At 33.9% G+C, this 25854-nt stretch carries 31 protein-coding genes and 1 pseudogene; 23 read left to right on the forward strand and 9 right to left on the reverse strand.

Annotated elements, in window-relative coordinates:
* Positions 1-284 precede the first annotated feature (284 nt).
* Together LMD38_RS09810 and LMD38_RS09815 are read left to right on the forward strand one after the other, a co-directional pair.
* A complete protein-coding gene (locus LMD38_RS09810) occupies positions 285-563 on the forward strand; it encodes a hypothetical protein (RefSeq protein ID WP_061130367.1) in 279 nt (92 codons plus the stop codon).
* Positions 564-883: 320 nt separating this feature from the next.
* On the forward strand, positions 884-1108 hold the full coding sequence (locus LMD38_RS09815; RefSeq protein ID WP_000390460.1) for a hemolysin XhlA family protein: 225 nt from the start codon (positions 884-886) through the stop codon (positions 1106-1108).
* A 43-nt stretch (positions 1109-1151) separates the two neighbouring features.
* Here the strand turns inward: LMD38_RS09815 and LMD38_RS09820 are convergent, their stop codons facing one another.
* Complete coding sequence (locus tag LMD38_RS09820; RefSeq protein ID WP_062821363.1) at positions 1152-1718, reverse strand: DUF5823 family protein; 567 nt, start codon at positions 1716-1718, stop codon at positions 1152-1154.
* Positions 1719-2084: 366 nt separating this feature from the next.
* On the opposite strand from LMD38_RS09820, the gene LMD38_RS09825 reads away from it, so the two are divergent.
* Both LMD38_RS09825 and LMD38_RS09830 read left to right on the forward strand, forming a co-directional pair.
* Positions 2085-3284 (forward strand): multidrug effflux MFS transporter, encoded by a 1200-nt coding sequence (locus tag LMD38_RS09825; protein ID WP_062821364.1) that lies wholly within the window; start codon positions 2085-2087, stop codon positions 3282-3284.
* Between the two features lie 575 nt (positions 3285-3859).
* The gene (locus LMD38_RS09830) at positions 3860-5251 is read left to right on the forward strand and encodes an amino acid permease (protein ID WP_016718131.1); all 1392 of its coding nucleotides are present in this window, start codon (positions 3860-3862) and stop codon (positions 5249-5251) included.
* 49 nt (positions 5252-5300) lie between these two features.
* Here LMD38_RS09830 and LMD38_RS09835 read toward each other — a convergent pair whose 3' ends face one another.
* Entirely contained in the window at positions 5301-6320 is a 1020-nt protein-coding gene (locus tag LMD38_RS09835; protein ID WP_061182843.1) for a zinc-binding alcohol dehydrogenase family protein, read from the reverse strand.
* 187 nt (positions 6321-6507) lie between these two features.
* On the opposite strand from LMD38_RS09835, the gene aiiA reads away from it, so the two are divergent.
* A complete protein-coding gene (gene aiiA, locus LMD38_RS09840) occupies positions 6508-7260 on the forward strand; it encodes a quorum-quenching N-acyl homoserine lactonase AiiA (protein ID WP_000216576.1) in 753 nt (250 codons plus the stop codon).
* Positions 7261-7300: 40 nt separating this feature from the next.
* Here aiiA and LMD38_RS09845 read toward each other — a convergent pair whose 3' ends face one another.
* From LMD38_RS09845 to LMD38_RS09855, 3 genes are all read right to left on the reverse strand, one after another.
* Positions 7301-7795: a hypothetical protein gene (locus LMD38_RS09845; protein WP_228920360.1), complete on the reverse strand. Its 495-nt coding sequence runs from the start codon at positions 7793-7795 to the stop codon at positions 7301-7303.
* A gap of 89 nt (positions 7796-7884) precedes the next feature.
* On the reverse strand, positions 7885-8349 hold the full coding sequence (locus tag LMD38_RS09850; protein ID WP_000965818.1) for a DMT family transporter: 465 nt from the start codon (positions 8347-8349) through the stop codon (positions 7885-7887).
* 13 nt (positions 8350-8362) lie between these two features.
* Complete coding sequence (locus LMD38_RS09855; protein ID WP_227585694.1) at positions 8363-8809, reverse strand: DMT family transporter; 447 nt, start codon at positions 8807-8809, stop codon at positions 8363-8365.
* A 108-nt stretch (positions 8810-8917) separates the two neighbouring features.
* Between LMD38_RS09855 and LMD38_RS09860 the strand changes: the two genes are divergently transcribed.
* From LMD38_RS09860 to LMD38_RS09875, 4 genes are all read left to right on the forward strand, one after another.
* Complete coding sequence (locus LMD38_RS09860) at positions 8918-9610, forward strand: cyclic nucleotide-binding domain-containing protein (RefSeq protein ID WP_061182846.1); 693 nt, start codon at positions 8918-8920, stop codon at positions 9608-9610.
* A gap of 21 nt (positions 9611-9631) precedes the next feature.
* Entirely contained in the window at positions 9632-10363 is a 732-nt protein-coding gene (locus tag LMD38_RS09865; protein ID WP_000684257.1) for a metallophosphoesterase family protein, read from the forward strand.
* Between the two features lie 139 nt (positions 10364-10502).
* Complete coding sequence (locus tag LMD38_RS09870; RefSeq protein WP_062821365.1) at positions 10503-11546, forward strand: flavin-containing monooxygenase; 1044 nt, start codon at positions 10503-10505, stop codon at positions 11544-11546.
* A gap of 265 nt (positions 11547-11811) precedes the next feature.
* A complete protein-coding gene (locus LMD38_RS09875) occupies positions 11812-12060 on the forward strand; it encodes a hypothetical protein (protein WP_000666946.1) in 249 nt (82 codons plus the stop codon).
* A gap of 52 nt (positions 12061-12112) precedes the next feature.
* Here the strand turns inward: LMD38_RS09875 and LMD38_RS09880 are convergent, their stop codons facing one another.
* The gene (locus LMD38_RS09880) at positions 12113-12307 is read right to left on the reverse strand and encodes a hypothetical protein (protein WP_062821366.1); all 195 of its coding nucleotides are present in this window, start codon (positions 12305-12307) and stop codon (positions 12113-12115) included.
* A gap of 132 nt (positions 12308-12439) precedes the next feature.
* Between LMD38_RS09880 and LMD38_RS09885 the strand changes: the two genes are divergently transcribed.
* Positions 12440-12721, forward strand: a complete 282-nt coding sequence (locus LMD38_RS09885) for a hypothetical protein (protein ID WP_000397700.1) — start codon at positions 12440-12442, stop codon at positions 12719-12721.
* Positions 12722-12749: 28 nt separating this feature from the next.
* Here the strand turns inward: LMD38_RS09885 and LMD38_RS09890 are convergent, their stop codons facing one another.
* The gene (locus LMD38_RS09890) at positions 12750-13040 is read right to left on the reverse strand and encodes a DUF3784 domain-containing protein (RefSeq protein WP_000171761.1); all 291 of its coding nucleotides are present in this window, start codon (positions 13038-13040) and stop codon (positions 12750-12752) included.
* Between the two features lie 111 nt (positions 13041-13151).
* On the opposite strand from LMD38_RS09890, the gene LMD38_RS09895 reads away from it, so the two are divergent.
* Together LMD38_RS09895 and bla2 are read left to right on the forward strand one after the other, a co-directional pair.
* Positions 13152-13433, forward strand: coding sequence for a MazG nucleotide pyrophosphohydrolase domain-containing protein (locus LMD38_RS09895; RefSeq protein ID WP_001028126.1), 282 nt, complete (start codon positions 13152-13154; stop codon positions 13431-13433).
* A 145-nt stretch (positions 13434-13578) separates the two neighbouring features.
* Positions 13579-14349 carry a BcII family subclass B1 metallo-beta-lactamase gene (gene bla2 / locus LMD38_RS09900; protein ID WP_062821367.1) on the forward strand — a complete coding sequence of 257 codons (771 nt, stop codon included), beginning with the start codon at positions 13579-13581 and terminating at the stop codon, positions 14347-14349.
* A gap of 436 nt (positions 14350-14785) precedes the next feature.
* On the opposite strand, the gene LMD38_RS09905 is transcribed toward bla2, so the two are convergent.
* Complete coding sequence (locus LMD38_RS09905) at positions 14786-15838, reverse strand: MFS transporter (protein ID WP_228920270.1); 1053 nt, start codon at positions 15836-15838, stop codon at positions 14786-14788.
* 243 nt (positions 15839-16081) lie between these two features.
* Between LMD38_RS09905 and LMD38_RS09910 the strand changes: the two are divergent.
* The 6 genes and pseudogenes from LMD38_RS09910 to LMD38_RS09935 all read left to right on the forward strand — a co-directional run.
* A pseudogene (locus LMD38_RS09910) lies at positions 16082-16543 on the forward strand (hydroxylamine reductase); the annotation flags it as partial.
* 308 nt (positions 16544-16851) lie between these two features.
* Positions 16852-17172, forward strand: a complete 321-nt coding sequence (locus tag LMD38_RS09915) for a PadR family transcriptional regulator (protein WP_000429483.1) — start codon at positions 16852-16854, stop codon at positions 17170-17172.
* 74 nt (positions 17173-17246) lie between these two features.
* Complete coding sequence (locus tag LMD38_RS09920) at positions 17247-17588, forward strand: DUF1048 domain-containing protein (RefSeq protein WP_000891984.1); 342 nt, start codon at positions 17247-17249, stop codon at positions 17586-17588.
* 155 nt (positions 17589-17743) lie between these two features.
* A complete protein-coding gene (locus LMD38_RS09925; protein ID WP_062821369.1) occupies positions 17744-18505 on the forward strand; it encodes an ABC transporter ATP-binding protein in 762 nt (253 codons plus the stop codon).
* Complete coding sequence (locus LMD38_RS09930) at positions 18506-19255, forward strand: ABC transporter permease (protein ID WP_000837838.1); 750 nt, start codon at positions 18506-18508, stop codon at positions 19253-19255.
* A 292-nt stretch (positions 19256-19547) separates the two neighbouring features.
* Complete coding sequence (locus tag LMD38_RS09935; protein WP_001267895.1) at positions 19548-19919, forward strand: DUF805 domain-containing protein; 372 nt, start codon at positions 19548-19550, stop codon at positions 19917-19919.
* 122 nt (positions 19920-20041) lie between these two features.
* Here LMD38_RS09935 and LMD38_RS09940 read toward each other — a convergent pair whose 3' ends face one another.
* Complete coding sequence (locus tag LMD38_RS09940; RefSeq protein WP_062821370.1) at positions 20042-21013, reverse strand: helix-turn-helix transcriptional regulator; 972 nt, start codon at positions 21011-21013, stop codon at positions 20042-20044.
* A 109-nt stretch (positions 21014-21122) separates the two neighbouring features.
* Here LMD38_RS09940 and LMD38_RS09945 point away from each other — a divergent pair, with 109 nt between their 5' ends.
* The 5 genes from LMD38_RS09945 (at position 21123) to LMD38_RS09965 (ending at position 25774) form a co-directional block, all read left to right on the forward strand.
* Positions 21123-21602, forward strand: a complete 480-nt coding sequence (locus LMD38_RS09945) for a GyrI-like domain-containing protein (protein WP_061182853.1) — start codon at positions 21123-21125, stop codon at positions 21600-21602.
* Between the two features lie 156 nt (positions 21603-21758).
* Positions 21759-22520: a glycosyltransferase family 2 protein gene (locus LMD38_RS09950; RefSeq protein ID WP_061182854.1), complete on the forward strand. Its 762-nt coding sequence runs from the start codon at positions 21759-21761 to the stop codon at positions 22518-22520.
* A gap of 575 nt (positions 22521-23095) precedes the next feature.
* On the forward strand, positions 23096-23818 hold the full coding sequence (sigI, locus tag LMD38_RS09955; RefSeq protein WP_000950303.1) for an RNA polymerase sigma factor SigI: 723 nt from the start codon (positions 23096-23098) through the stop codon (positions 23816-23818).
* The gene (locus tag LMD38_RS09960) at positions 23808-25232 is read left to right on the forward strand and encodes an anti-sigma-I factor RsgI family protein (protein WP_228920271.1); all 1425 of its coding nucleotides are present in this window, start codon (positions 23808-23810) and stop codon (positions 25230-25232) included. Before sigI ends, LMD38_RS09960 begins: the two co-directional genes overlap by 11 nt.
* Positions 25233-25507: 275 nt before the next feature.
* Positions 25508-25774 (forward strand): ArsR/SmtB family transcription factor, encoded by a 267-nt coding sequence (locus tag LMD38_RS09965; RefSeq protein WP_000661864.1) that lies wholly within the window; start codon positions 25508-25510, stop codon positions 25772-25774.
* Positions 25775-25854: the final 80 nt, after the last annotated feature.

Genomic DNA, 25854 nt, shown 5'->3' on the forward strand with positions numbered 1-25854 from the left:
AGCCACTGAAAACAGGGGGATTATATATTAATTAGTTTAGCGATTGAAAGAGTAATTTTTTAATCTTGTAAATGTCTGGTTAGTTCAACTAAACAATTAGTGGGGGATAGATACCCCTCTTAATGATTAGAATTTCATTTTATTTGTTTTCTTTTTTATATAAAGTCTTAGAACTGGAATTTAGTAATGGTTTATAAGAAACATATATTTTGAATTGTTTAATAGAATAATATATATTTATATAGATTTAATGATTTTAGTTTGTTAAAAATGGGGAAATCGATATGAAGGTTAAATTTGCTGTAATAAAAGATGAAAACTTTGACTGTAGTTTATTAAAAACAAAATTACTGAAAACTTTTAAAGAAGTAGATTGTGAAGCAGATATTGTAAAGGTTGAGGATGGAATTTTTGAAAACAATGGTATACAAACGCATTTATTAGAAATAACCATTCATGTTACTGGAAAAAATATTGGGTATAGGTCTGTTTCCGCCAGTATATTTATTGTTCTAGAGAGTTTATCAATGGAACTATTTCGTATTACTATTAGTATACATTAAGCAGCTAACAAAGTAGACTCTTCATAAAATCATACTGACTATATTGAGTCAGTAAACATGAAAATGGTGATGAAAACAATAGAAATTATCTTAGGTGCTCTCATATGCTGGAGAGCACCTTGTTTGCTGTTACATAAACAAGGGATTCCTTTTCTATATTTAATTTATCCTAACGCTAATTTTAATATAGAAGAATGGAAACATAATTAGATTGTGCAAATAATTTGGTGCGCACATATATGGAATGTATTCACCGGTAAGAGGGTTGTCTCATAATATATATAGATTTTTCTATTAAGATGAACAGAGGGTGTGAATATATGGAAGATGTTTATGCTAAAATTGACAGTCTCAAGGCCGACCAAAAAGAAATTATGAGAGACATTCGTGCTTTAGAAACGCGTACTACTATTAATGAGAAAGACATAGCAACAATTAATAAGCAATTAGAAAAAATAAGTACAAACACAACTTGGATTTTGCGAATTATTATTAGTACGATAATAATGTCAGTTTTAGGATTGATATTAAAAGGGATGATATAAAAGAAAGAGGGGAGCTCCCTCTTTCTTTTATATAAATGAGAAACTATACATTTTCCGTTTCTTTTTCATCTGCATACTTATCCTCTAAGGAAATTAATAGAGGGATTGATATAGTTACAAGAATGATTAAAGTGGTGATAAAAGATTTAGAAAGAGAAAAAGAACCTTCAATTAAAGGTGATAAAAACTTGAACGAAAGTATACTTGTTATTAAGGAAATTACTAAAAAGCTAAAAAGTAATATATTTTTATTCTTTATAGATGTCTCTATAAAGTCTTTAACGCAGGTTATTAAGACAAATATAGTTAATATGATAAGAGAAACAAAATAATGTGTTACATTCGTCATACTAATAGTAGGGTCGTCTATTATGTAAGCAAGTAACTTAGATACTAACATGCCTCCAAACAATAAAATAATAAAAGCGAGTAATCCTTCCAATATATAAGTGCTGAAATTATCTTTCTTGTTAAAAAGCTTATAGTTCAGAGTAGATTGGGTTATTTGAATTAGGAATAGGCTAATAATCCATACATAATATACAATTGGTAATTCTCCTGAGAATAGAGAAATTAGGAAGTTTAATAGTGTCCTTAAAATTTCAATCATTACGAAAGTCCTCCTGTTTGTAAGCTTGGCGAAATTAGAAATATGCTAGTCTATCGTTTAATAATTAAATCTATTGATTCAAACTATTTCTAATTATTCCATAAAAAGGTTGTTGATTCAAGGTATCTCTTTAATAAATCTGCCAAGGCCGAATAATAGAAAAAGAAACGCAATATGTAATATAATTGAAAAAGTGTATTTAAAAAATCAATGTTAATATTACCCTCCTATAAGTATTAACATACGTAATTGAGGTGTTTTCTTTGTTGTTTTATGAGCGAATTTCTATCATGGCCCCTCCTGTTCCGTAGCTAAGGAAAGTCTTTTTATTTCTGAGATTTTCAAAGTTATAGGAGGGTATGAAAAATGAAAAAAGTCTCAGTACCATCACTTTTGTTAATGATTATTCTTGTCGCATTTCCGCAAATTAGTGAAACGATCTACACACCGTCTTTACCGGACATTTCAAAGGCGTTACATGTAAGTAATAATGAGGTACAGTTAACGCTTAGTGTGTATTTTGCTGGATTTGCTTTAGGTGTATTTTTTATTGGATGGTTATCAGATATAATTGGCCGTCGCCCAGCAATGTTACTTGGAATTGTCGTATATGGCGTTGGGAGTTTCTTATGCTTTATTACAAATTCCATTGAAGTTTTATTGGTAAGTCGTTTTATTCAAGCGTTTGGAGCAAGTGCAGGATCAGTTGTGACACAAACGATTCTACGTGAAAGTGTAGAGGGGCATAAGCGCCATGTTATGTTTGCTCAAATTTCGGCAGTTATTGCTTTTACACCAGCGATAGGACCGTTAATTGGTGGCTTTCTTGATCAAATGTTTGGATTTAAAATCGTATTTTTAAGTTTAGTAGTTATGAGTATCGGTATTTTTCTGTATACGTTTGTTTCTCTTCCAGAAACAAAAACGGACTCGGTAACGAATAAAATAAATGTGTTTGCAGTCTTAAAGAAGTTAATTACAAATCCGAAAGTAGTAACGTATGGGCTATTAATTGGAGGAGCAAATGGTGTTTTATTTAGCTATTATGCAGAAGCACCGTTTATCTTTATTGAATACTTTCAATTATCGCCTAGTATGTATGGATTTTTAGGAATTGTTGTAGCGTCTGCTTCTATTGTTGGAGCGAAAGTTTCGAAACGTTTACTTGCTACTTATAAACCAGAGAAAATTATATATATCGGTTGTCTCGTAATGACAGGAGGAGCTATCCTTTTATCTGTTATTACGTTTGTTGGACCAAATCCGAATGCAATATATATGGTTGTATTTTTAGTAGCGATGTTTATATTGCTATTAGGAATCGGAGTAGCGCTACCTAACTGTTTAAGTTTAGCATTAGTAGATTTTCAAGATGTTATTGGTACAGCAGGTGCATTGTTTAGCTTAGGGTACTATGTAATTGTAACGATGACAATTTGGGGAATGAGTCAGCTGCATACGGGCTCGTTACTAGTGATGCCACTTTATTTTCTAACTATAGTCGTTATCATGACAGTGTTTACTAAAGTGTTTATTTTAGGTAAACAAACTTCAAAAACGATTTAAATATGTAATGGTAAAAGGGTCTCATTAAAAATGAGACTCTTTTATATTTTATCCCGCTGTTTTGAGGCAGTAAGATTCCTGCCTCAAAATTAGATTAAAAAAGTTAGTAGTTTATTAATATATTAAATTTCTGGTTGGTATATGAATTGGACGCGTGGGAAATTACGTTATCAACTATAACAATTGAAGTACATGAGATGTGAAACCGAGGAAAAAATGCTCTCCTCGGTTATTTATATTGTAATAATATACATACCGGAATCATATTGAATAGATGTATTTTATTGTTAATTCAGTTAAAATTTAAACGTAATCATGCATATTAATTTATTGAAAAAATAATTGAATTTTTCAGATTAATAAATTAATATAAGGTAAGTAATTTTAAGATTTATAGAATATTGGAAGATGAAAGGTTTTGAGAATTTTATAAGAAGCAATAAAAACGATTTTAGGATAGCTTTAAAGCTAGTGTAAAATGACGTTTGCTTCATCATTTTCAAGGCCGAAAAGAATTAGGGGAAAGCATCTTGTTTTAAAATGCGGCTATGAATCATCTAAGAGGGGGAAGTGAAGTGGCAAACAAAGAATTGAAAAGAGGTTTAGAAGCACGTCATATTCAAATGATTGCTTTAGGCGGAACAATTGGTGTTGGTTTGTTTATGGGGTCAGCCAGCACGATTAAATGGACAGGTCCGTCAGTTATGCTTGCTTATGCAATTGCAGGTATTTTTATCTTCTTCATCATGCGTGCCATGGGAGAAATGTTGTATATGGAGCCAAGTACAGGGTCATTTGCAACGTTCGGTCATAAGTATATTCACCCGTTAGCTGGTTATATGACAGCGTGGAGTAACTGGTTCCAGTGGGTTATCGTTGGGATGTCAGAGATTATCGCGGTTGGGGCGTATATGCAATATTGGTTCCCAGATTTACCAGCTTGGATACCAGGTGTAATTGCAATGGTTATTCTTGGTGCAGCTAACTTAATTTCTGTTAAGTCATTTGGTGAATTTGAATTTTGGTTTGCGATGATTAAAATCGTTACGATTTTATTAATGATTATTGCGGGATTTGGACTTATTTTCTTTGGAATTGGTAACGGCGGAGAAGCGATTGGTATATCAAATCTTTGGTCAAATGGTGGTTTCTTTACAGGTGGTTTTTCGGGATTCTTCTTTGCATTATCACTTGTAGTAGGAGCGTATCAAGGAGTGGAATTAATCGGTATTACTGCTGGTGAAGCGAAGGATCCGAAGAAGACACTTACAAGAGCGATTCAAAGTACAATTTGGCGTATTTTAATTTTCTACATCGGTGCTATTTTCGTTATTGTAACTGTGTATCCGTGGGATCAATTAAGTACAATTGGTAGTCCGTTCGTAGCAACTTTTGCGAAGGTTGGTATTACGGCAGCAGCTGGACTTATTAACTTCGTTGTTATTACAGCGGCAATGTCTGGTTGTAATAGTGGTATTTATAGTGCTGGTCGTATGCTATATACGTTAGGTGTAAATGGACAAGCGCCGAAATATTTCACGAAACTTTCTGGAAATGGTGTACCTTTATTCGGAACAGTTGGCGTAATTATCGGTTTAGCGATTGGTGTTGTATTAAGTTATATCGCACCGAAAAATTTATTCGTATATGTATATAGTGCGAGTGTACTTCCTGGTATGGTACCATGGTTTGTCATTCTAATTAGTCAAATTAATTTTAGAAAAGAAAAAGGGGCAGAGATGAAAGATCATCCTTTCAAAATGCCATTTGCTCCTGTTACAAACTATTTAACAATTGCCTTTTTAATTATGGTATTAATCGGAATGTGGTTTAACGATGATACGCGCATTTCATTAATTGTAGGTATCATTTTCTTAGCTATCGTTACAATTAGTTTCTATGCTTTCGGAATAGGGAAACGACCTCCGTTAGATGTTCAAAATGATCAAGAGATTTCAAGTAAATAAAGATAGTAAAAAAGTCCGATTTCTCATTTGGAAATCGGACTTTTTGTTATTAAAACTTTTCTAAAACGATCTTCCCAATTGTACTGCCGCTTTCAAGCAGTGCATGTGCTTTTTTTACATTTTCAGCGTTAATTGGTGTAAATGTTTCATTTAAAGTAGTCTGTAAAATGCCTTCATCTAGTAGTTCGCTTACTTTATTTAATAGTTCGTGCTGCGTAATCATGTCTCCAGTTTCATACATCGCTTTTGTGAACATAAATTCCCAAACGAGTGTAGCACTTTTACTTTTTAAAATGCCCATCTCAAGAGGGTGCTCATTTTCTACGATAGAGCAAATTTTTCCTTGTGGTTTAATGAGGTCACATATTGCTTGCCAATGTTGATCTGTATTGTTTAGGCAGAAAATATAATCTACATCTTTTAGCCCAAACTCTAATATTTGTTCTTGTAAAGGTTGGTGATGGTTAATGATATAATCGGCACCGAATTTTTTAACCCAGTGTATCGTTTCATTGCGGGATGCAGTTGTGATAACATTTAGTCCGGCCCATTTTGCAAGTTGAATGGCAATTGAACCTACACCACCAGCACCGCCTATAATTAAAATGTTTTTAAAGGAGTTCGTATCTTTCTTATTATAATCAATACCTAAACGTTCGAATAAACCTTCCCAAGCTGTAATAGCTGTTAACGGAAGTGCTGCAGATTCAGCATCACTTAACGTTCTTGGTTTTTTACCAACAATTCTTTCATCAACGAGGTGGTATTCACTATAGGTACCTTGTCTCGTAATACTTCCAGCGTAAAACACTTCGTCGCCTTCTTTAAATAACGTACAACTTTCGCCAGTTTGTACAACAACACCACTCGCATCCCAGCCAAGTATTTTCGCTACTTCTTCTTTTTTATCTTTCGGAGAGCGAACTTTTGTATCAACTGGATTAACGGAAATAGCGTTAATTTTAACGAGTATATCTCTCCCTGTAGCAACAGGTTTTTCAACTTCCATATCAATTAAACTGTTTTCTTCTTCAATAGGTAAGTATTCATGTAAACCAATTGCTTTCATTTGTATTCCCTCCATTAAAGTAAGAGTCATTTACTCTTTTATTATAGTAGGTGGAGTGTCATTATGTAAAAAAGTACACTCTTTTTTATTTATGCTGGTATGAAAGTGTGGAAGGAGTTTATTTCTAAAAAGAAGAATTTTTAACTGTGTTACTTTATCTAAAACTAAATGTAAAGGTGGATACGTAATGACAGTAAAGAAACTTTATTTCATCCCAGCAGGTCGTTGTATGTTGGATCATTCGTCTGTTAACAGTGCGTTAACACCGGGAAAACTATTAAACTTGCCGGTTTGGTGTTATCTTTTGGAGACGGAAGAAGGTCCTATTTTAGTAGACACAGGTATGCCAGAAAGTGCAGTTAATAATGAAGGGCTTTTTAACGGTACATTTGCAGAAGGACAGATTTTACCGAAAATGACTGAAGAAGATAGAATTGTAACTATTTTAAAACGTGCAGGGTATGAGCCAGATGATCTCCTATATATTATTAGTTCGCACTTGCATTTTGATCATGCAGGAGGAAATGGTGCTTTTTTGAATACGCCAATCATTATACAACGTGCTGAATATGAGGCGGCACAGTATAGAGAGGAATATTTGAAAGAGTGTATACTGCCAAATTTAAACTACAAAATTATTGAAGGTGATTATGAAGTGGTACCTGGTGTTCGGTTATTGTATACACCAGGACATTCTCCAGGACATCAGTCATTATTAATTGAGACGGAAAAAAACGGTCCTGTATTATTAACGATTGATGCATCTTATACGAAAGAGAATTTTGAAGATGAAGTGCCGTTTGCGGGATTTGATTCGGAATTAGCTTTATCTTCAATTAAACGTTTAAAAGAAGTTGTGACAAAAGAGAAACCAATTATTTTCTTTGGACATGATATAGAACAGGAAAAGGATTGTAAAGTGTTTCCTGAATATGTATAGTGCAAAAAGTCATGAGCTCACGTGCTCATGACTTTTTCGTTTAAATAATTTTTTTAAATAAGTTATAAACTTTTTTGGAACTATCTTCATTTAATTGATAGTACGTTAGGTTTACATCATCAGGAGTATCTTGCTGAGCAATCATCACTTCGTTATTGTGATGATCAACTACCCATATGAAATATTTTTTATAAGTTCCATCTTCGAAAGTAATCCACATATCACAATCTATTAAATCTGATCCTTTTTCATCTAATGTTAATTTTCCTTTTTTTGCGGTATCCATACTATTAATAAACGTTTTTAATTCATCTGTTTTTGTGAGGAAGAGATCCTTTTTTGTTTTAATGGATTCGACATGTATATCTTTTATTTCCTGTTTTCCTAAAAAGACAGGGGGCTCATTTGGATCCCTTTGAGTGGAAATAATAGTAGCTTTTTTCTTGGGCTTATTTGCTGTATAGAGATCTTGAATAGATTTTCCAGAGTTTATAAACCATACGATTCCACAAATAATCAATGTGCTACAAATCAGTAAAATAATTTTCTTAATAGAATATTCTCCTCTCTATTACTTCGTATGAAGAGCTTTTCTATTAATATATGATAGGTAAGCGTAAAGTATTATAGTTGAACGTGGCTATTCTTAACAGTTTTAAGAGGGCGATCAACGAGTAAATTGTAAGTAAGCCCAATTAATACGAAAACACCGCCGATAATCTTTCCAGTTGAGAGTTCATTTGTCAGGAAGAAATCAATGATAGTCCCTGCAAATAACTGTCCGATAAAGATGAGTAACGTTAAATAAAATGCTGATATTTTAGGAGTGATATAGTTCGATAATGAAATAACGATAACGCCTACTAATCCCCCTAAATATACAGCGATAGGTATGGATTGTAACGTATGCATTGGAATATACATTGAATCTGAACTGAAAATTAAAAATAACATAGAGAAAAATAAGCCAGTAATATAATTAAAAAACGTGCCTTCCCAATTCCCAATTTTCTTTGCTAAATTCGCGTTAATAATTCTAGCAACAACGATAGAAACACCAGCTAAAATAGCGATCGTAATATATAACATTTTCTTGCCCCCATTAATAAATTGTCATGATTATAATTCCAGAAGAGATGAAACATAATCCAATTAGTTTTTTCTTTTCAAATTTAGCAACTTTCATTCCTAATAAACCGAAATGATCAATAACGATGGAAGCAATGGATTGACCGAGTAAATTTAATGCGATCGTAATAGAGGCACCAAGGACCGAGAAGCTTATATTGTTAAAAAGAACAGTGAATACTCCAATCGCTCCAGCGCTATATAAAAAAAGCGGAATACTTTTATCAAAATGGATTTTATGTTTGTTTATGATTAAAACGAAAATAACTGCAATTAAACCGACAAAGTGAATGACAACACTTGCTGTATACTTGCCAATTAACTCAGATAAAATCCCATTCAATGGAAGCATAACGGCGATGAGCACACCAATAAAGACAGAAAGAAAGTTATACAATGTAATATCCCCTTTGTATTTCATATTTGTAATGACTGTATCATGCTGAAATTGTGTATTACTATGACATATGTCATAGTGGAGGAAGAAAATTTTGATTACAATGGGGATGAGTCGTAAAGGTGGGGGACTATGAAGAAAATATGTAATTCAATTAAATTAGCAGAGTATATGAAACAAAATAACATTGATTCATTTTTTACTAATGATATGAAACCATATATGGAGCTTATATTTTTTAAAAAGAATGAGTTTATTTGTAGAGAAAATGAAGAGATAGATTATTTGTTTTTCTTCGTTGAAGGAAAAGCAAAAGCGTTTAATACATTAAGTAACGGGAAATCTGTATTATTATGCTTTTATGATAGTTTGCAGCTGTTAGGAGATGTGGAGTTAATTCATTCTCAAAAGACGGCTTCAAACGTACAAGTAATGGCAGATTCATATTGTGTTGGTTTGCCTTTAGGAAAAGTGAGAAATCAACTATTTCATGATGCGAAATTTTTACGATGTATTTGTGGATCGTTAGCACATAAGTTAAATCGACTTTCAAAAAATAGTACAATTAATTTATTGTATCCGCTTGAAAATAGACTTGCGAGTTACATGTTAGCAGCAGGGGAACGAGCGGTGCAGCACGGAAATAGAATTGTATTTAGTGGGAATTTAACTGAAACAGCGGAATTATTAGGAACGAGTTATCGGCATTTATTGCGCACATTAAATATTTTTTGTGATAAAGAGATTATAAAAAAGAACGATGGATGCTTTGAAGTAGTGAATGTGGATGTTTTGAGAGAATTGGCGGCAGATGTTTATAAATAATATAGTAAAGTGGGGATTTAGATGAAAATAGCTATAATTTCAGATGTTCACGGGAACAGTCATGCATTAAAAGCAGTATTAGAAGATATTAAACATCGCAAGGCTGAAATGATAATAAACTTAGGGGATAGTCTGTATGGGCCGTTAGATCCTTTAGGGACAATTGAAATATTGATGAAGAACGAGATGATACATATTAAGGGTAACTGTGATCGCATGCTTTGGGAACCTATACAAGGGCAGTCTGCTACACTAACTTTTGTCCAAAATCAATTAACAGAAAATCATATAGATTGGTTACAACAACATCCTTCACAATATATTGTAGACGATATTTTATTTTGTCATGGTACGCCAACTTCAGATGAGGTGTATTTACTAGAAGAGATGGACGAGAATGGTGCAGTATTAAAGAGTGAAAAAAATATAATGGATCAACTCCAAAATATAGAACAAAAAATAATAGTATGTGGTCATACACATATTCCTAGAGTTGTTTATTTAGCAAATGGAAAAATCATAATAAATCCAGGGAGTGTAGGACTTCCAGCGTACAAAGATGAATTACCCATTGTGCATAAAATGGAATCAGGAACTCCGCATGCAAAATATGTAGTGATAGAAAAAGTTTCGGGAGAATGGATAATTGAACAAATTTCAGTTTCTTATAATTGGGAAGAAGCAGCTGGATTGGCTGTTCAACAGGAAAGGTATGATTGGGCACAGGCGCTAAAGACTGGGAAGATAGAATGAAGGGGAGTTTACTTTATGGTAAGCTGCTCTTTTTTATTTTGAGTACATATTGAATCATATAAAAATTAAATGTTATGATTATGGAAACATATGAATACGTGAACAAGTATTCATATGTTTAAAAAGAGGAGGGGTTAGAATGAAAGACCTAATTATTATTGGGGCGGGTCAAGCTGGATTAACAATGGGATACTATTTGAAGCAAGAAGGATATAATTTTTTACTACTCGAGGCAGGAAACCGAATTGGTGATTCATGGAGGAATAGATATGATTCTTTACAGCTCTTCACACCGAGGGAATATAGTAGTTTACCAGGGATGATATTAAAAGGAGAAAGGAATGGATTTCCACATAAAAATGAAATTGCAATGTATTTAGAAGAATATGCACAGTATTTTCAACTACCGGTACAATTGCAAACGGAAGTTTTAAAAATAAGGAAGGAGGAAGAAATATTTGAATTGCACACTCCGACAGAAGTTTTACAATCGAAAAAAGTTATTATCGCAACAGGTGGTTTTCAGCAACCGTTTATTCCCTCAGTTTCAGCAAATCTATCATCACATGTTTTTCAAATACATTCATCACAATATAAATCACCACCACAAATTCCTAAGGGGAAAGTACTCGTAGTAGGTGGCGGGAATTCAGGAATGCAAATTGCAGTAGAACTTGCAAAAACTCATGAAGTTATGATGTCTATCAGTCATCCTTTAACGTTTTTACCGTTACATTTTTTTAGAAAAAGTATTTTTAATTGGTTAGAAAAATTGGGTTTATTGTATGCTGAAGTTAGTACCAAGAGGGGGAAATGGTTTCAGAAGAGAAAAGATCCTATTTTTGGATTTGAAGGTAAGGAACTTATTCGTAATGGAGCAATACAACTACAGGAAAAAGTAGTAAGTGCATCAAAAAATAACATTATGTTTCAGAACGGTGAAACATATAGTGCAGAAAGTATTATATGGTCAACAGGCTTTATTCAGAACTATAACTGGATTGAAATAGAAAAGGCAGTGGATGAGAATGGATTGCCTAATCATGTAAAAGGAATAAGTCCAGTAAGAGGATTATATTATATCGGCTTGCCATGGCAGTCTCAAAGAGGTTCTGCACTTATTTGTGGTGTAGGAAAGGATGCGGCGTATTTACTTTCTGAAATCAAAAAAATAGATCAGTAGCAGCGACTACTGATCATCCATATGTACATGAATTAGGAGAGGTCAAACATTTATTGACTTTATTATAATTGATTTTCATAAGAATAAAAACTGAAAATTCTAATTTCGTGTTGAGAAAGTTTTTTGAATCGAAATATATAAAAGAATAGGGGGTTTTTAGTAAAAAGAAATATGATATTTATATTTTAATAAATTATGATATAGTTTATAAAGAGTAGATTACATAAAATGTTATTTTATTACATATAAAGTAAGGGGGATGGCTGTGAAGTTTGATGATCAACGCCTACTAGGAGTACGATTAGGTTCTGTACTTGTAACAGAAGAAAATCAATATTTAGTAATAAAGAAAAAAGATCATTATGCACTTTTAAATATACATAATTTAGAATGCACACATGTTGAAGTACAGTTAGAACATATTGAAGAAATGTTGCAGGAAGATTTCCAAGAAAGTATAACGGAGATTATCGCACCAGAACATATAAAAATTGTTGCGAAAAATGTTATATAGAGAATGAGAGAAAAAGAAAAAACTTCATCTTTTATCGATGAAGTTTTTTTAGTTAATTCGAAGTGAATGTTTTAAAAAATTTATCGCGGTACATGTACATAAGCCATGAGGCTGTAATTAATGAAATAATGATTTGTTTGTTTTGAATTGGCGCCATGAAAACAAGCCAGCCAACGATATCAAATAATAAATGTAGTGCAATTGAAAGAACTACAAATTGTAGTAACGTCTTAAAAAATCTTTTCATAAAGTGTCCCCCTGAAATAAAAGGTTTATCAACAGTGTTGTATATTACTATTATACATTAAATGTGTTTCGTGGTAAAATTTACATAAGTTAGTGAAATAAAACAAATGAAAGCTAGTGAGGAGGGATAGTCATGGAATTTTGGATGATCATACCGATAGCGATCTTTGGGTTTATTTATATCGTTGAAAAGTTAAATAAAATTGAAAAGAAAACGGATGCGCGTTTAAAGCGAATGGAAGATAGGTTACAGCTAATTACGAAAGAAATGGGAATTGTAGATAGAGAACCGGAAATTAATAAAGAGTTGCGGCAGCTTATGGAAGAAGGAAAAACAGTTACAGCAGTTAAGAGAGTAAGAGAAGCTTTTGGTTTTTCTTTACTAGAAGCGAAGCAATATGTTGATAAATTATAAGAAGATCATCCGTGTGGGTGATCTTTTTTCACTGCACCATGCGTGTATTTACATAAGCAGCGATTATAAAGTGTCCAATTATAATGATAGGAAATAAGATTTTTACATTAGGAGTAAGGAAGACGCTACCAATTGTGGCAATAACACCAGCAGTTAAATTATAAAGACCAACTATTTTTGATAACTTATCTTTTTCTGGTACACGGCGTTCATTGAATCCTGATAAGAGCCAAGTGTATTGTTTTACTCCGATGAAATAAGCTAGTGCAAATGAAATGATTGCTAGTATGAATAATGATGGGGAAGCGAAGAGAGTCATTGAGAACACCTCCGTTAAAGGGCTATAAATCAATTATAGTATGAATGTTATAATTTAACAAAATATAAGTGTAATAGAAAATGGAGTATGTATCATGAAGGGGGATTAAGTATGAATATTGTGGAATTCCAGAGATATGTATCAAATTTCAGTGAAGAAAAAGGATTTCAAGATACAACAATTGAAGAGCGTACAATGTATACAATGGCGGAATTAGGGGAATTAGCGGAAGTTATATTAAAGCGCGATAAAATACAAGATGCAAAAAGAGAAATCGGTTTAGAAATGTTTGATGTCATTTGGAATATATGTGATTTAGCAAACAAGTTAGAAATTGATTTGGAGAAGGCATTTGAAGAAAAAATGATGATTAATAAAAAACGTGAATGGTAAAAGGGAAGTTAAAAAGCGTACAAAATTTTGTGCGCTTTTTATTAATGGTATGAAAAAAATATGTAAGAAAAGATGGAACAAACACTGAAGATGAATTGTCTATTATAGGTAATAACTATTTTGTTTGAAAGAAAGGGTGGAGAAAATGAAAAATACATTATTAAAATTAGGGGTATGTGTTAGTTTACTAGGAATAACTCCATTTGTTAGTACAATTTCTTCTGTACAAGCAGAACGAACGGTAGAGCATAAAGTAATAAAAAATGAGGCAGGAACTATTTCGATTTCTCAGTTAAACAAAAATGTATGGGTTCATACGGAGTTAGGTTATTTTAGCGGAGAAGCAGTTCCTTCGAACGGTTTAGTCCTTATTACTTCTAAAGGGTTAGTACTTGTCGATTCTTCTTGGGATGATAAGTTAACGAAGGAATTAATAGAGATGGTAGAAAAGAAATTTAAGAAGCGCGTAACAGATGTCATTATTACACATGCACACGCTGATCGAATTGGTGGAATGAAAACATTGAAAGAAAGAGGCATTAAAGCGCATAGTACAGCGTTAACTGCGGAATTAGCAAAGAAAAATGGATATGAAGAACCACTTGGAGACTTACAAAGCGTTACAAATTTGAAGTTTGGAAATATGAAAGTAGAAACATTTTATCCAGGGAAGGGACATACAGAAGATAATATTGTTGTTTGGTTGCCACAATATCAAATTTTAGCTGGAGGCTGTTTAGTTAAGTCTGCGTCCTCGAAAGATTTAGGAAATGTTGCTGATGCTTATGTAAATGAATGGTCCACATCGATTGAAAATGTGCTGAAGCAATATGGAAATATAAATTTAGTAGTGCCTGGTCATGGAGAAGTAGGGGATAGAGGATTACTTTTACATACATTGGATTTGTTGAAATAAAAAAAGCGAGGAGAAACAATTTTCTCCTCGCTTTCTTCTAACTATATTTAAATGCGAAGTCCGCATACGTTACTGAGATTTTAATTCCAAGTATACAAATACCAGTACCGTCATAATTGCGATAACAACGTAAGTAGCATCAAGCATAATAAGTGTTTTTAAAGTTTCAGTCATCCTCATTCACCCCTGGTATAAAAAATATAACATAATCTCTTATCAATTAAATCAGAGATTATAAAGATAACAATGTACATGAAATTTATTAAGTAGATTCTATATAAATATATCATATAAATAATGTAAACAATGTTAAGATAATGTAAATGTATTGTAAAGAAAAGGACGGTTCATCATGTCTGTAAATCTATTCATTTATAAATGCTATGTATCTCTCGTGTGCTGGATAGAACGCAGTTATAATATGTGAAAAATAGATTCATTTTGATAAATCAATCACGATGCTAGATGTTACTACATTTTCCTCTATTACTTCTACCTGTACTTGTTCATCGTTTCTCCAATTGATATTGAAGTTGTCTGTCGTATACATTTCCTTAAGAGTGACCTCTTTATATTTTTCTAAAATGCTACCTCTTTTCCCATAATAGATTCTTACAGTTGAGCTGGGACTTGGTCCTTTTGATTTTATTGTTTCTCTAAGCTCGATAATATTTATGAGATTTGGAGATTCACTTTTTTGAAAGGTAAAGGAACTGACCACTTTTTGTACCTTCTTAAAAACAGGACCATTGGATTTATTTGATATGTTAAATTCCACAACTTCAGGTACGGATTCTTTTCCTCGTAGTGTTATCGTTGCTTCATAATCGTTTTTCCAATCTACGAAAACGTTTGAGGAATCGAGGCGTTCTCCCTCATTTGCAATACTTATGTCAAAATGTTCCCATAAGCCGTATTTAATTCTGACGGGAGAGGAACCATGAGAAGAGTCTGAATCTATTTTCACTACTTTAATCGTATTTTTATTATTTGGAGAATGACTTTTTTTAAGTGTAATGTCCTGTAAATACAAAGTGTAAGACAAACAGCCTACTACTAAAATAATTGGAATTACAATACGTAAGGCAGTAATTGGACGACCTCGTGTCCTTTTTTTCTGAGTGCTTTTACTATTTTGTTCAAGGTCTTTTTCAATACTCGTTGGAGCTATTACTTTTGGCGGGCGAATAAGCCACCAAACGAAAGCTATAAGTAGTAAGAAAAGAGGTATTCCTTGAATAAAGAAAAATCCTTTCCAAAAATCAAGTGCAGTACTATATGGAGAATCCGTTGCCATCCCACCTATAAAAAGTGCCATTGGGCTTACAAGTATATTTATCCCTAAAGCGATCAATATGAATGAAAGATTTTTATTTCTAATTTTTCGTGACCCAGCCATAATAAACAGAAATACTGCAATACCGAGTATAAGAAACAGTGTTCCGTAGTAAACTATCATATTATCCCTCCATAACGTTAATTGTACCATCAGTAAGGAAAATTTTGTGAAATGTTAGGTGGATATGATATTTGTATTCCTTAAAAGTGTACCGATATATGATGCAAATAAATCATGTGCAAGTATGAATGCCAGGATATAGTAAAAATATTATGTCAACAATATGAACTGTCACAAATCTTTATATATTATTGTGATTGATATCACATCACTTTTTTTCAATGGATATTATGCTTAGGGTGTAATGAATGATTGGGAGAGGGTGGGATGATAATGTTTTGTTATCAATGTGAACAAACGCCAACAGGCGGATGTAAAGTAATAGGTGTTTGCGGTAAAAATGAAACAATTGCAAGTTTGCAAGATACGATTTTGTTTGGATTAAAAGGAATTGCTGCTTATCGTACGCATGCTGCTCAGCTAGGATATACGGATGCATTTGTAGATGCTACGACGCAAGAAGCACTGTATATGACATTAACCAATTCTAACTTTAACAAACAAGAACATATTGATATGGCTATGAAAGTTGGGAAATCGGCTTTACGAGTAATGGAGTTGCTAGATGAGGCACATACGAATCATTTTGGTGTGCCAGAGCCTGTTCAAATTACACAAAACCATGTAGAAGGTAAAGCTATTGTAGTTACAGGCCATAATTTATTTGCGTTAGAAGAACTATTAAAGCAAACGGAAGGAAAAGGAATTAATATTTATACGCATTCTGAAATAGTTGATTTTAGAAAAAATATAAAAATCGAGTTGACATTCATCGCTACCTAGTCATACAATATACTTGTAATAAGCAATACTGAGTAGTGTTGTTTCTCAAAATATTTTCAGTAGACAATAGGTAATTGCGGATTTCAGAAAAAATTTGAAAATTAGTTGACATCTATTGCTACTTAGTCATACAATGTAGATGTAATAAGTGATACTGAATAGTATGAATTCAAAAAAGCTACTCAGTAAAAAATTCGCCTTAGTACTCTGTAATACTGAATATAAGTCAGACAGAATAGGGGGTAAAGGAGGATCAGAACATGGAAAATTTAACTGAAATGCTGAAAGGTTCACTGGAAGGGTGTGTGCTGGAAATCATTAGCCGCCGTGAAACGTATGGTTATGAGATTACTCGCCACCTGAATGATCTTGGGTTTACTGAAGTCGTGGAAGGAACGGTCTATACCATCCTCGTACGATTAGAGAAGAAAAAGCTTGTGAATATTGAAAAGAAACCATCAGATATGGGACCACCTCGTAAGTTTTATTCATTAAATGAAGCTGGACGTCAGGAACTTGAATTGTTTTGGAAAAAATGGGATTTTGTATCGTCAAAAATTAACGTCTTGAAGTCAAACTAGCTTCATAATATAAAATGTTCCGGCTCATATTTGGAGAGTTTCTTGTCTGCTTTATAAAAAAGGAGGAAAATAAGATGTTGGAAATGTTCAAAAAATTAATTGGTGATAAAAAAGAGTACAAAATGATGATGGCACGTGTTGCAGCATTGCCAGAGGACTATCAGTTTGTGTTTAAGAAAATTCAAAACTACATGTGGAATTTTTCAGCCGGTAACGGGATGGATATGCTGCACATACAGTATGAATTAATCGATTTGTTTGAAGCTGGTGCAGCGGAAGGCAGACAAGTGCTAGATATTACTGGGGAAGATGTGGCATCCTTTGCTGACGAACTAGTGGCAAACGCTAAAACGTATGTCTCAAAATATCGTGAAGATTTGAATGAAAGTATTATGAAGAAATTGAGAAAAAAATAAATGCAATACGTAATACCGACTGATTAGCTGGTCATAAATGTGAACTACCGCCATCGCTATTCAGTTATATTTTCAACTCGGTACTAAGTAGTACAGAATATCAGTGATACTAAATAGAGGGTATAGGTAATCTATTTTTGTAAGGGGGAAAAAGTATGAGCGATGCAGCGATTTCTGTAAAAGGGTTAAAAAAAGCTTTTAGAGATAAAGAAGTCTTAAAGGGAGTAGATTTTGAGGTGCAGCGTGGAGAAATTTTCGCGCTGCTAGGCTCAAATGGAGCTGGAAAGACGACAACGGTTAACATCCTTTCGACGCTACTGAAGCAAGATGGTGGCGAAGTAAGTATTTGCGGATTTGATATCAAGCGCCAACCAGATTATGTTCGCCAAAGCATCAGCTTGACAGGGCAGTTCGCAGCTTTAGACGGTATGCTCACTGGGAGAGAAAACTTGATAATGGTTGCTAAGTTACGCGGAGTTTCCAATCCTACACAAGTCGCTGACAATTTGCTTGAGAGATTTAGCTTGACTGGTGCAGCTAATCAGAGGGCAGAGCAATATTCAGGAGGGATGAAGCGCCGGCTTGATATCGCCATGAGTTTGATTGGGGCGCCAGCAGTTATTTTTCTTGACGAACCGACGACAGGGCTTGATCCTGAAGCGCGGATTGAAGTTTGGGATACAGTGAAGGAACTTGCTGGTAGCGGCACAACGATTTTGCTTACGACTCAGTACTTGGAGGAAGCAGAACAACTGGCGGACCGTATCGCTATTTTACATGGCGGAAAAATTATTACGACAGGTACTCTTATTGAACTGAAAGAGATGTTCCCACCAGCTAAAGTGGAGTATATCGAGAAGCAGCCGACATTGGAAGAGATTTTTCTTGCTATTATCGGTAAAAAGGAGAAGATGTAAATGAAAAGCAAAACAGGGGTATTACTAGGTCGTTTAATGCGTAACATTATGCGTAGTCCGGATACAATTATTACGGTAGCGATTACACCGATTATGATGATGCTATTATTTGTCTACGTGTTTGGCGGCGCAATACAAACAGGAACGGAAAACTACGTAAATTATTTATTGCCGGGAATTTTGCTAATGGCTATCGCATCCGGTGTAGCTTACACTTCCGTGCGACTATTTACGGATGTAAAGAGTGGGCTAATGGCACGTTTCATTACGATGCCTATTAAGCGCTCATCGATATTGTGGGCTCACGTATTAACCTCTCTTGTTGCTAATGTACTTACTATCGTGGTGGTTATTCTTGTTGCACTCTTAATGGGCTTTCGTTCCAGTGCGAATATGCTAGATTGGCTTGCAGTAGCTGGGATACTAGGAATGTTTACGTTATCGCTCACATGGCTAGCTATCATTCCAGGGCTGAAAGCGAAGTCTATGGAAGGGGCGACAGCATATTCGTACCCACTCGTTTTTCTTCCATTTATTAGTTCGGCCTTCGTACCTACCGAAACGATGCCAAAAATTGTTCGTGCATTTGCTGAAAACCAGCCTGTCACTTCAATTGTGAATGCGATTCGTGCTCTATTATATGAAGGAACTGTTGGTAACGATATTTGGATTGCGCTCACTTGGTGCATAGGTATAATGATTATCTCTTACTTTTTCGCTAGTAAAGCATTTAAACGTCAGTTAGGGTAAGTGAAATAAATAGTCCGAAATCATATATATTTTTGAAAAAGCACGGGAAGATTTTCCGTGCTTTAATCATACATTTATACTTCGCTTAATTGTAGTAGTTTTAAAGTAAATAGGAGAATAATACATCGAATACACATGCTTTGAAGTATGGTATGTAACGCTTCACAAAAATAACTTGAAAAGAAACAGAATATTCTATATAAAAATAGAACTTAAAGATGTTATATTTATACTTATAAGGTATATAATGTATAACTTCGTTGTTTAGGGGATAGAAAAGGGAGAGGTTCAAATGAGATGGTATTTATATACTCTCAAAAACTATGCGAAATTTAGTGGGAGAGCTACGAGAAAAGAATACTGGATTTTTACTTTATTTAATAAGATTACGTTTTGGTCATTAATATATTTGGCCTCTTATTCTTCGTCTGCTTTTTACTTAAGAGCCAACATTACCTTGTTATATATAGCAATTTTCATCGTTCCTACTCTGGCGGTGGAGGCTCGCCGATTACATGATAGTGGAAAAACAGGATGGTGGCAGCTATTAAATTTGGTGCCATTTGGAGGAGCGGTTCTACTTGTGTTTTGTATCATTGAAAGTGATGAAGGTGAGAATAAGTATGGACCAAATCCACATTCAAATCTTAAACAAGCAATTTAATGTATGTATAGTAAACTCTAATATAAAAAGGTGTGAACTAAAAGCTAGTTCATACCTTTTTTGTTGTATTATTCATAGACGCCTCGTTAAGAAGTGACTAGTTAAACTCAATATTTTGAGGTTTAACTAGTCACTTCTTGTGGAGTGTATAAGCATAACCGCTCTTGTAAATCTTTTAATACTTCTTCAGGCATTTCCCTAATTGTAATATCTTTACCTAGGAAAAGCAGCCAATTTGTCATCTCTGTCACTTCATCGGAATTGTGAACATCGATAAATGTTTTTAAAATAGCTGTAGATTGGTAAGGGTTTGTATAAGATATTGAAACTTTGAAAGGGTGGTACTTTTTGAACTGTGCAATTGCTTTCGGACCAAGTTCAAATACAAGGTTAATTGCTTCGTCCTTCTTACTCAGTCTTTCTAAAATCTGTTTCTTATGTAACCTCTTTTTGGGCGTGTACGGTTCGATATTGATGAGGTCATCGACAGGAAACATCAGCTTCTTTTCTTCTTTTAAGTCAAATCCTTCAATCATCCAATAGCTTTTTTCTTTATAAAGGTGTAATAGGTAAATTGGATAAGACTTGATTTCTTCTTTGACAGTAATCAATAAATATCTATCCAAAAGAAGGATTTGAATGAGTTTTTCTAACATAGGGTGAGGAAGGTCAGAAAGCTCAAGTAGATCAGGGTTATGAGGATTAGTCCCTTCAAAAAGCAAAAGTTGATTTAAAAGAACAAGGTCATCTTGCTGGGTTTCTGAAATGAGTCCTAGTAGCTTTTCCGCTAAAGATTGCCGACTCTTTAGATAAGGGAGTTGTTGATTTCTTGTAGCCATAAAGGCAATAAAAAGAGCTTTCACTTCGTTATCAGTAAAGCGAACAACGGGTAGGATAGAATTATGCATGACAAAATATCCACCAGATCTCCCAACTTCAGCGACAAGTGGCATCCCCATAGCTTCTATTTCTCTAATGTCTCTAATAGCTGTTGATCGTGATATATTAAATTCTCGTATGATTTCTGAAATTGTAAAGTGGGAGCGGTTGTTGATATACCGCATAATTGTATTAATCCGTTCAACTTTTTTCATTTTGGTCTCCTAAACAGTATCATTTTTTGACATGGTTTAAAGGTATTATAAACGTATCAGATGAAAAGATAAATCGTTTGATTAATAAAAAAAGAGGAAGGTTTTGAATATGAAAAATTATACGATTGAAGAAAAAGATAGCTTTATTGTGCTAGGTATTGGAACTGAAATTAAAAGTGACTATACAGACTTTGTGGGAATAAATAAAGAAAAGGAAGACTTTTGGTCGGCCGTTAAAGAAGATGGAAGACTGGATACTTTAAAAGCTTTAGCTACAAATGAATACATTTTTTCTGTGAGCGAAGCAGTGAATAATAAGATGATGTATTATGCTGGCGTTATGACAGAAGCACAAATAGAAGAAGAGTCTAGAGTGATCCAGTTTCCTAAGGGAGAATACTTAGTGGTGAAAGGTGAAGACAAAACGGCTGAAGAGCTAAGCAATAAGCTGACTGGCATCGCTTTTGGTCAAGCTTTACCAGATGCAAAAGATTTTGCCTATGTTGGTGGGCCAAATACAACGGTTGAGATGGGAAGAAGAAATGGTTTAGTGTTTGGTGAAATGTGGATTCCAGTTGTTAGGAAGTAAAGGGTACGAATATGAAAAGTAGAGGCTAACAATTTTGCATTGTTGGCCTTTTTGATGTCCATATTGTTTTAATTACTTTTTTAATAATATAACTTAATAAATTTTAATATACGTTATGTATAACAGATATTTATCTTATGAAATAAGGGGGATATTATGACTGAGACAAACGAACCTTCAGGAGGCAATTTGAAAAAAGATGTGAAATTTTCTATTATAATTCCTGCACATAATGAAGAAAAGTACATTGGAAAATGTTTAGATTCCATTGTAAATGCATCAGAGGCATATAAAGAGCAAACGGAAGTTATAGTTGTTTTAAATCGTTGCACCGATAAAACAGAGGAAATAGCAAAATCTTATCATTGTATTACATTAAAAAATAATGATAAAAACTTATCTAAAATTCGAAATGCAGGGGCGAAAATAGCTAGTGGAGAAATAATCGTTACTATAGACGCTGATACCATAATGACAGAGTCTATGTTGTCTAATGTAGATACATATTTAGCTTCAGGTAAATACATTGGTGGTGGGGTAAATGGGAAGTTCGAAAGAATATCTTTAGGAATATTTCTGTCCGCAATGTTAATAATAATCCCCTTACTTTTTAAATACGGAGCTATATCTGTAGGGATTTTTTGGTGCTATAAAAAAGATTTCATGGCAATTAACGGATTTAATGAAAACATGCTGATGGCAGAAGATGCAGATTTCGCGAAACGGTTAAAAGAATGGGGAAAGCGAAATAATAAGAAATTCGGTACCATTAAAAATGGAATGATAACTTCATGCAGGAGATTTGATACATATGGAGACTGGGCTTTACTTAAAAATCCAAAAGTAATCTTAGCTTATCTAAAAGGAAATGATAGAAAATATGCAGATAAGACATATTATGATAATCAAGAAAGGTAACGCTTGAGAAAATCGGTAGGAAATAGTGAAAATAGCTGATTTTCTAATATATAATGAGAGCACAACTTAATTTAATAGATATGATAATAAAACCATTGATTGGTCCTTTTTCAAATCAATGGTTTTTATTTTTGAAATAAATATGTATTTTTTATAAAAATATTTTTTGACCCCCATAAAACGATGTTTTCCTCCGAATATATATAGTGGAAAAATAAGATAGAAGAAAAATGATTATGAAAGAATATTGAAGTATTAATAAAAATTACTAGATTAAGTTGAGCATCTAAAATAAAAGGATGAAATTACTAATTATATAGAGAAGAGTTATTTAAGGATTGCCGATAAAATAGAAAAAGAATAAGCAAAACGAACGGTAGAAAATAAGAAAGTACCTTAAAATATAGGATTAACTTTAGTACCGAGAGAAAACGTTGGGAAAAGTTAGACTTGAAAAATAAAACTAACAGCAAGAAGAAAAGACCAAAGAAAAGTACTACCAAAATGTGGTTAAATGGTCGCTTGTTTAGTGACCATTTTTCTATTTAAAGCAGAGGGAGGCTGAGAGATCACCAGTGTTAAGTTTAGTAATGAAGATCTTAAGAAAACCGAAAATAGAAGATATCGTATGTAACATCCAAAACAACGGAGAAGATAAGGAAGCCTTTATCGTTCAGTATCAGCCGTTTATTAGAAAATCAATTTCGTCTGTTTGCCGCCGATATATTACAGAACAGGATGATGAATATAGTATTGGATTGTTTGCGTTTAACGAAGCAATTGAACAGTATTCATATAAAAAAGGGAAATCTTTTCTAGCGTTTGCTGATCTTCTTATAAAAAGAGATGTAATTGACTATATACGCAAGGAGTCTAAGCATAACCGTGTCTTTTTAAAAGAAGATGAGCAAGAGGAAATGTTAGAAATGCAAGTATCGCTTACGGAGTATATGAAAGAGATGGACAATAGTAACCGTAAGGAGGAAATTCTTCATTTTCAAAGTGTGTTAGCTGAGTTTAAAATCACATTTTCAGAGCTTGCGAAAGAATCTCCTAAGCATCGTGACACCCGAGAGCACTTAATAGAAATTGTAAAGATGATTATAAAGGAAGAGGAAATGATGGAGGAGCTGTTCCGAAAGAAAAAGTTACCGCTTAAACGTATTGAACCACGTGTGAGGGTAAGTCGTAAAACGTTGGAAAGACATAGAAAATACATTATTGCAATGTGTATTATTTTTGCAAACAACTATACATATATTCTTGATTACATAAGAGGAGAAAAGCATGATGAATAAAGGAATTGTGATGGATATAAAAAAGCATAGCGTAGTTGTTTTAACACCAAATGGAGAGTTTATTACGTGTAAAAGAAAAGGGGATTCTTGCATGATTGGAGAGGAAATCTCGTTTGAAGAACAAGAACAAAGAGCATCTCGTTTTTCAATCCCTTATTTCTTAAAGCCGGCATCATTACTTGCTGCTTGTTTTCTATGTGGGCTGTTATTTTTCTACAATCAACCAGAAGAAAAGGTGTTTGCTTACGTCTCAGTTGATATAAATCCAAGTTTAGAGGCGAGCGTTACGAAGGATCTTCGTGTTATAGATTTGCGGGCTTGTAATGATGACGGAAGGCGTATTTTAAAAGAAATGAAACGGTGGGAAAATAAGCATCTGCAAGATGTGATACGCACTATTATAAAGCAAAGTCAAGAGGATAAATATTTAACGAATGATAAGCAAGTTATGCTAACAGCTATTGCAAAGGACAAGTCGTTAGAACCACAGTTGGAAAAGGCTATGCTGGAATTAAAGAAAGAATATGAGTTCAAACATATTACAGTCGAATATCAAAGCAGTACGATGCAAATACGGGAGGATGCCAAGAAAGCAGGAGTTGGAACGGGTGTTTATATAAAACAAGAAAATGAGAAGAAAAAGTTGCTTACCCCACCTGCACCGCCGTCTTATCAAGAACAGCAAAAGTCATCTTCTGATGTATCATCGGACGCATCTCCTGTAAAAGAAGAAAGCAACGAGAGGGGAGAGTATATAGAACAACAGCAATCTAAGGCACAACAACCGAAGCAAATAAAAGAAAATAATAGAAATCAACAGGAGAACAACGGAAGAGAATTGCAGCAAGGAAACAACGGAAGAGGGTCCCAAGGAAATAATGGGCACCAGCAAGAGAACAACGGAAGAGGATCGCAAGGGAATAATGGGCACCAGCAAGAGAACAACGGAAGAGGGTCCCAAGGAAATAATGGGAATCAGGAAGGAAACAATGGAAGAGGGTCCCAAGGAAATAATGGGCACCAGCAAGAGAACAACGGAAGAGGATCGCAAGGGAATAATGGGAATCAGCAAGAGAACAACGGAAGAGGATCGCAAGGAAATAATGGGCACCAGCAAGAGAACAACGGAAGAGGATCGCAAGGGAATAATGGGAATCAGAAAGGAAACAATGGAAGAGGTTCCCAAGGAAATAATGGGAATCAGGAAGGAAACAATGGAAGAGGTTCCCAAGGAAATAATGGGAATCAGCAAGGAAACAACGGAAGAGGGTCCCAAGGAAATAATGGGAATCAGGAAGGAAACAATGGAAGAGGCTCGCAAGGGAATAATGGGCACCAGCAAGAGAATAATGGAAGAGATTCTCAAGGGAATAGTGGACATAAGCAAGAAAACAATGGAAGAGGATCGCAATAAGGAAAATTCCTACCACATAATATCGAGTGAAAGAAAAATGTATCCCGCTTTAATGGGCAGTAAGACCCCTACCTCAAAATTCAGCGAAAGTAAAGAAGTAAGATGGGGATCAACTGCCCATAAAAGCCCGATTGGTTCAACTAATAATCAGTGGGGGATTCTTTCCATCTGAAAAGATTTTTTATTTTTTTTAAAATGACGGACATAAAATCGTATATCCTTTCGAATTATATATATGGATATCATTAATATTTATATAAAAGGGGAGAAAAAATATGAAAGAAATGTATGAAGAAATCACTGAAGTATTGAAGGTATTAGCACATCCTGTCCGTTTATCATTAGTAAAAATAATGGTTGCAAAAGGTCCTATTAACGTAACGACAATGTATGAAATGTTACAAATGCCTCAAAGTACAATTAGTCAACATTTATCTAAACTAAAAGCTACTAAAGTCGTTACAGGTACTCGAAAAGGGTTAGAAATTTATTATGAAGTAACGGATAATCGTACAAAAGCGATATTATTAAGCTTGGCTTAATGGATAATTGTTTAAACTTCAAAATGAAGTAAGAAAGACATTCAGCGACTATAATTTTCTTATTAACATCAGCCGTGCGT

The organism is Bacillus pacificus, assembly GCF_020861345.1.
Taxonomy (GTDB): Bacteria; Bacillota; Bacilli; order Bacillales; family Bacillaceae_G; genus Bacillus_A; species Bacillus_A pacificus.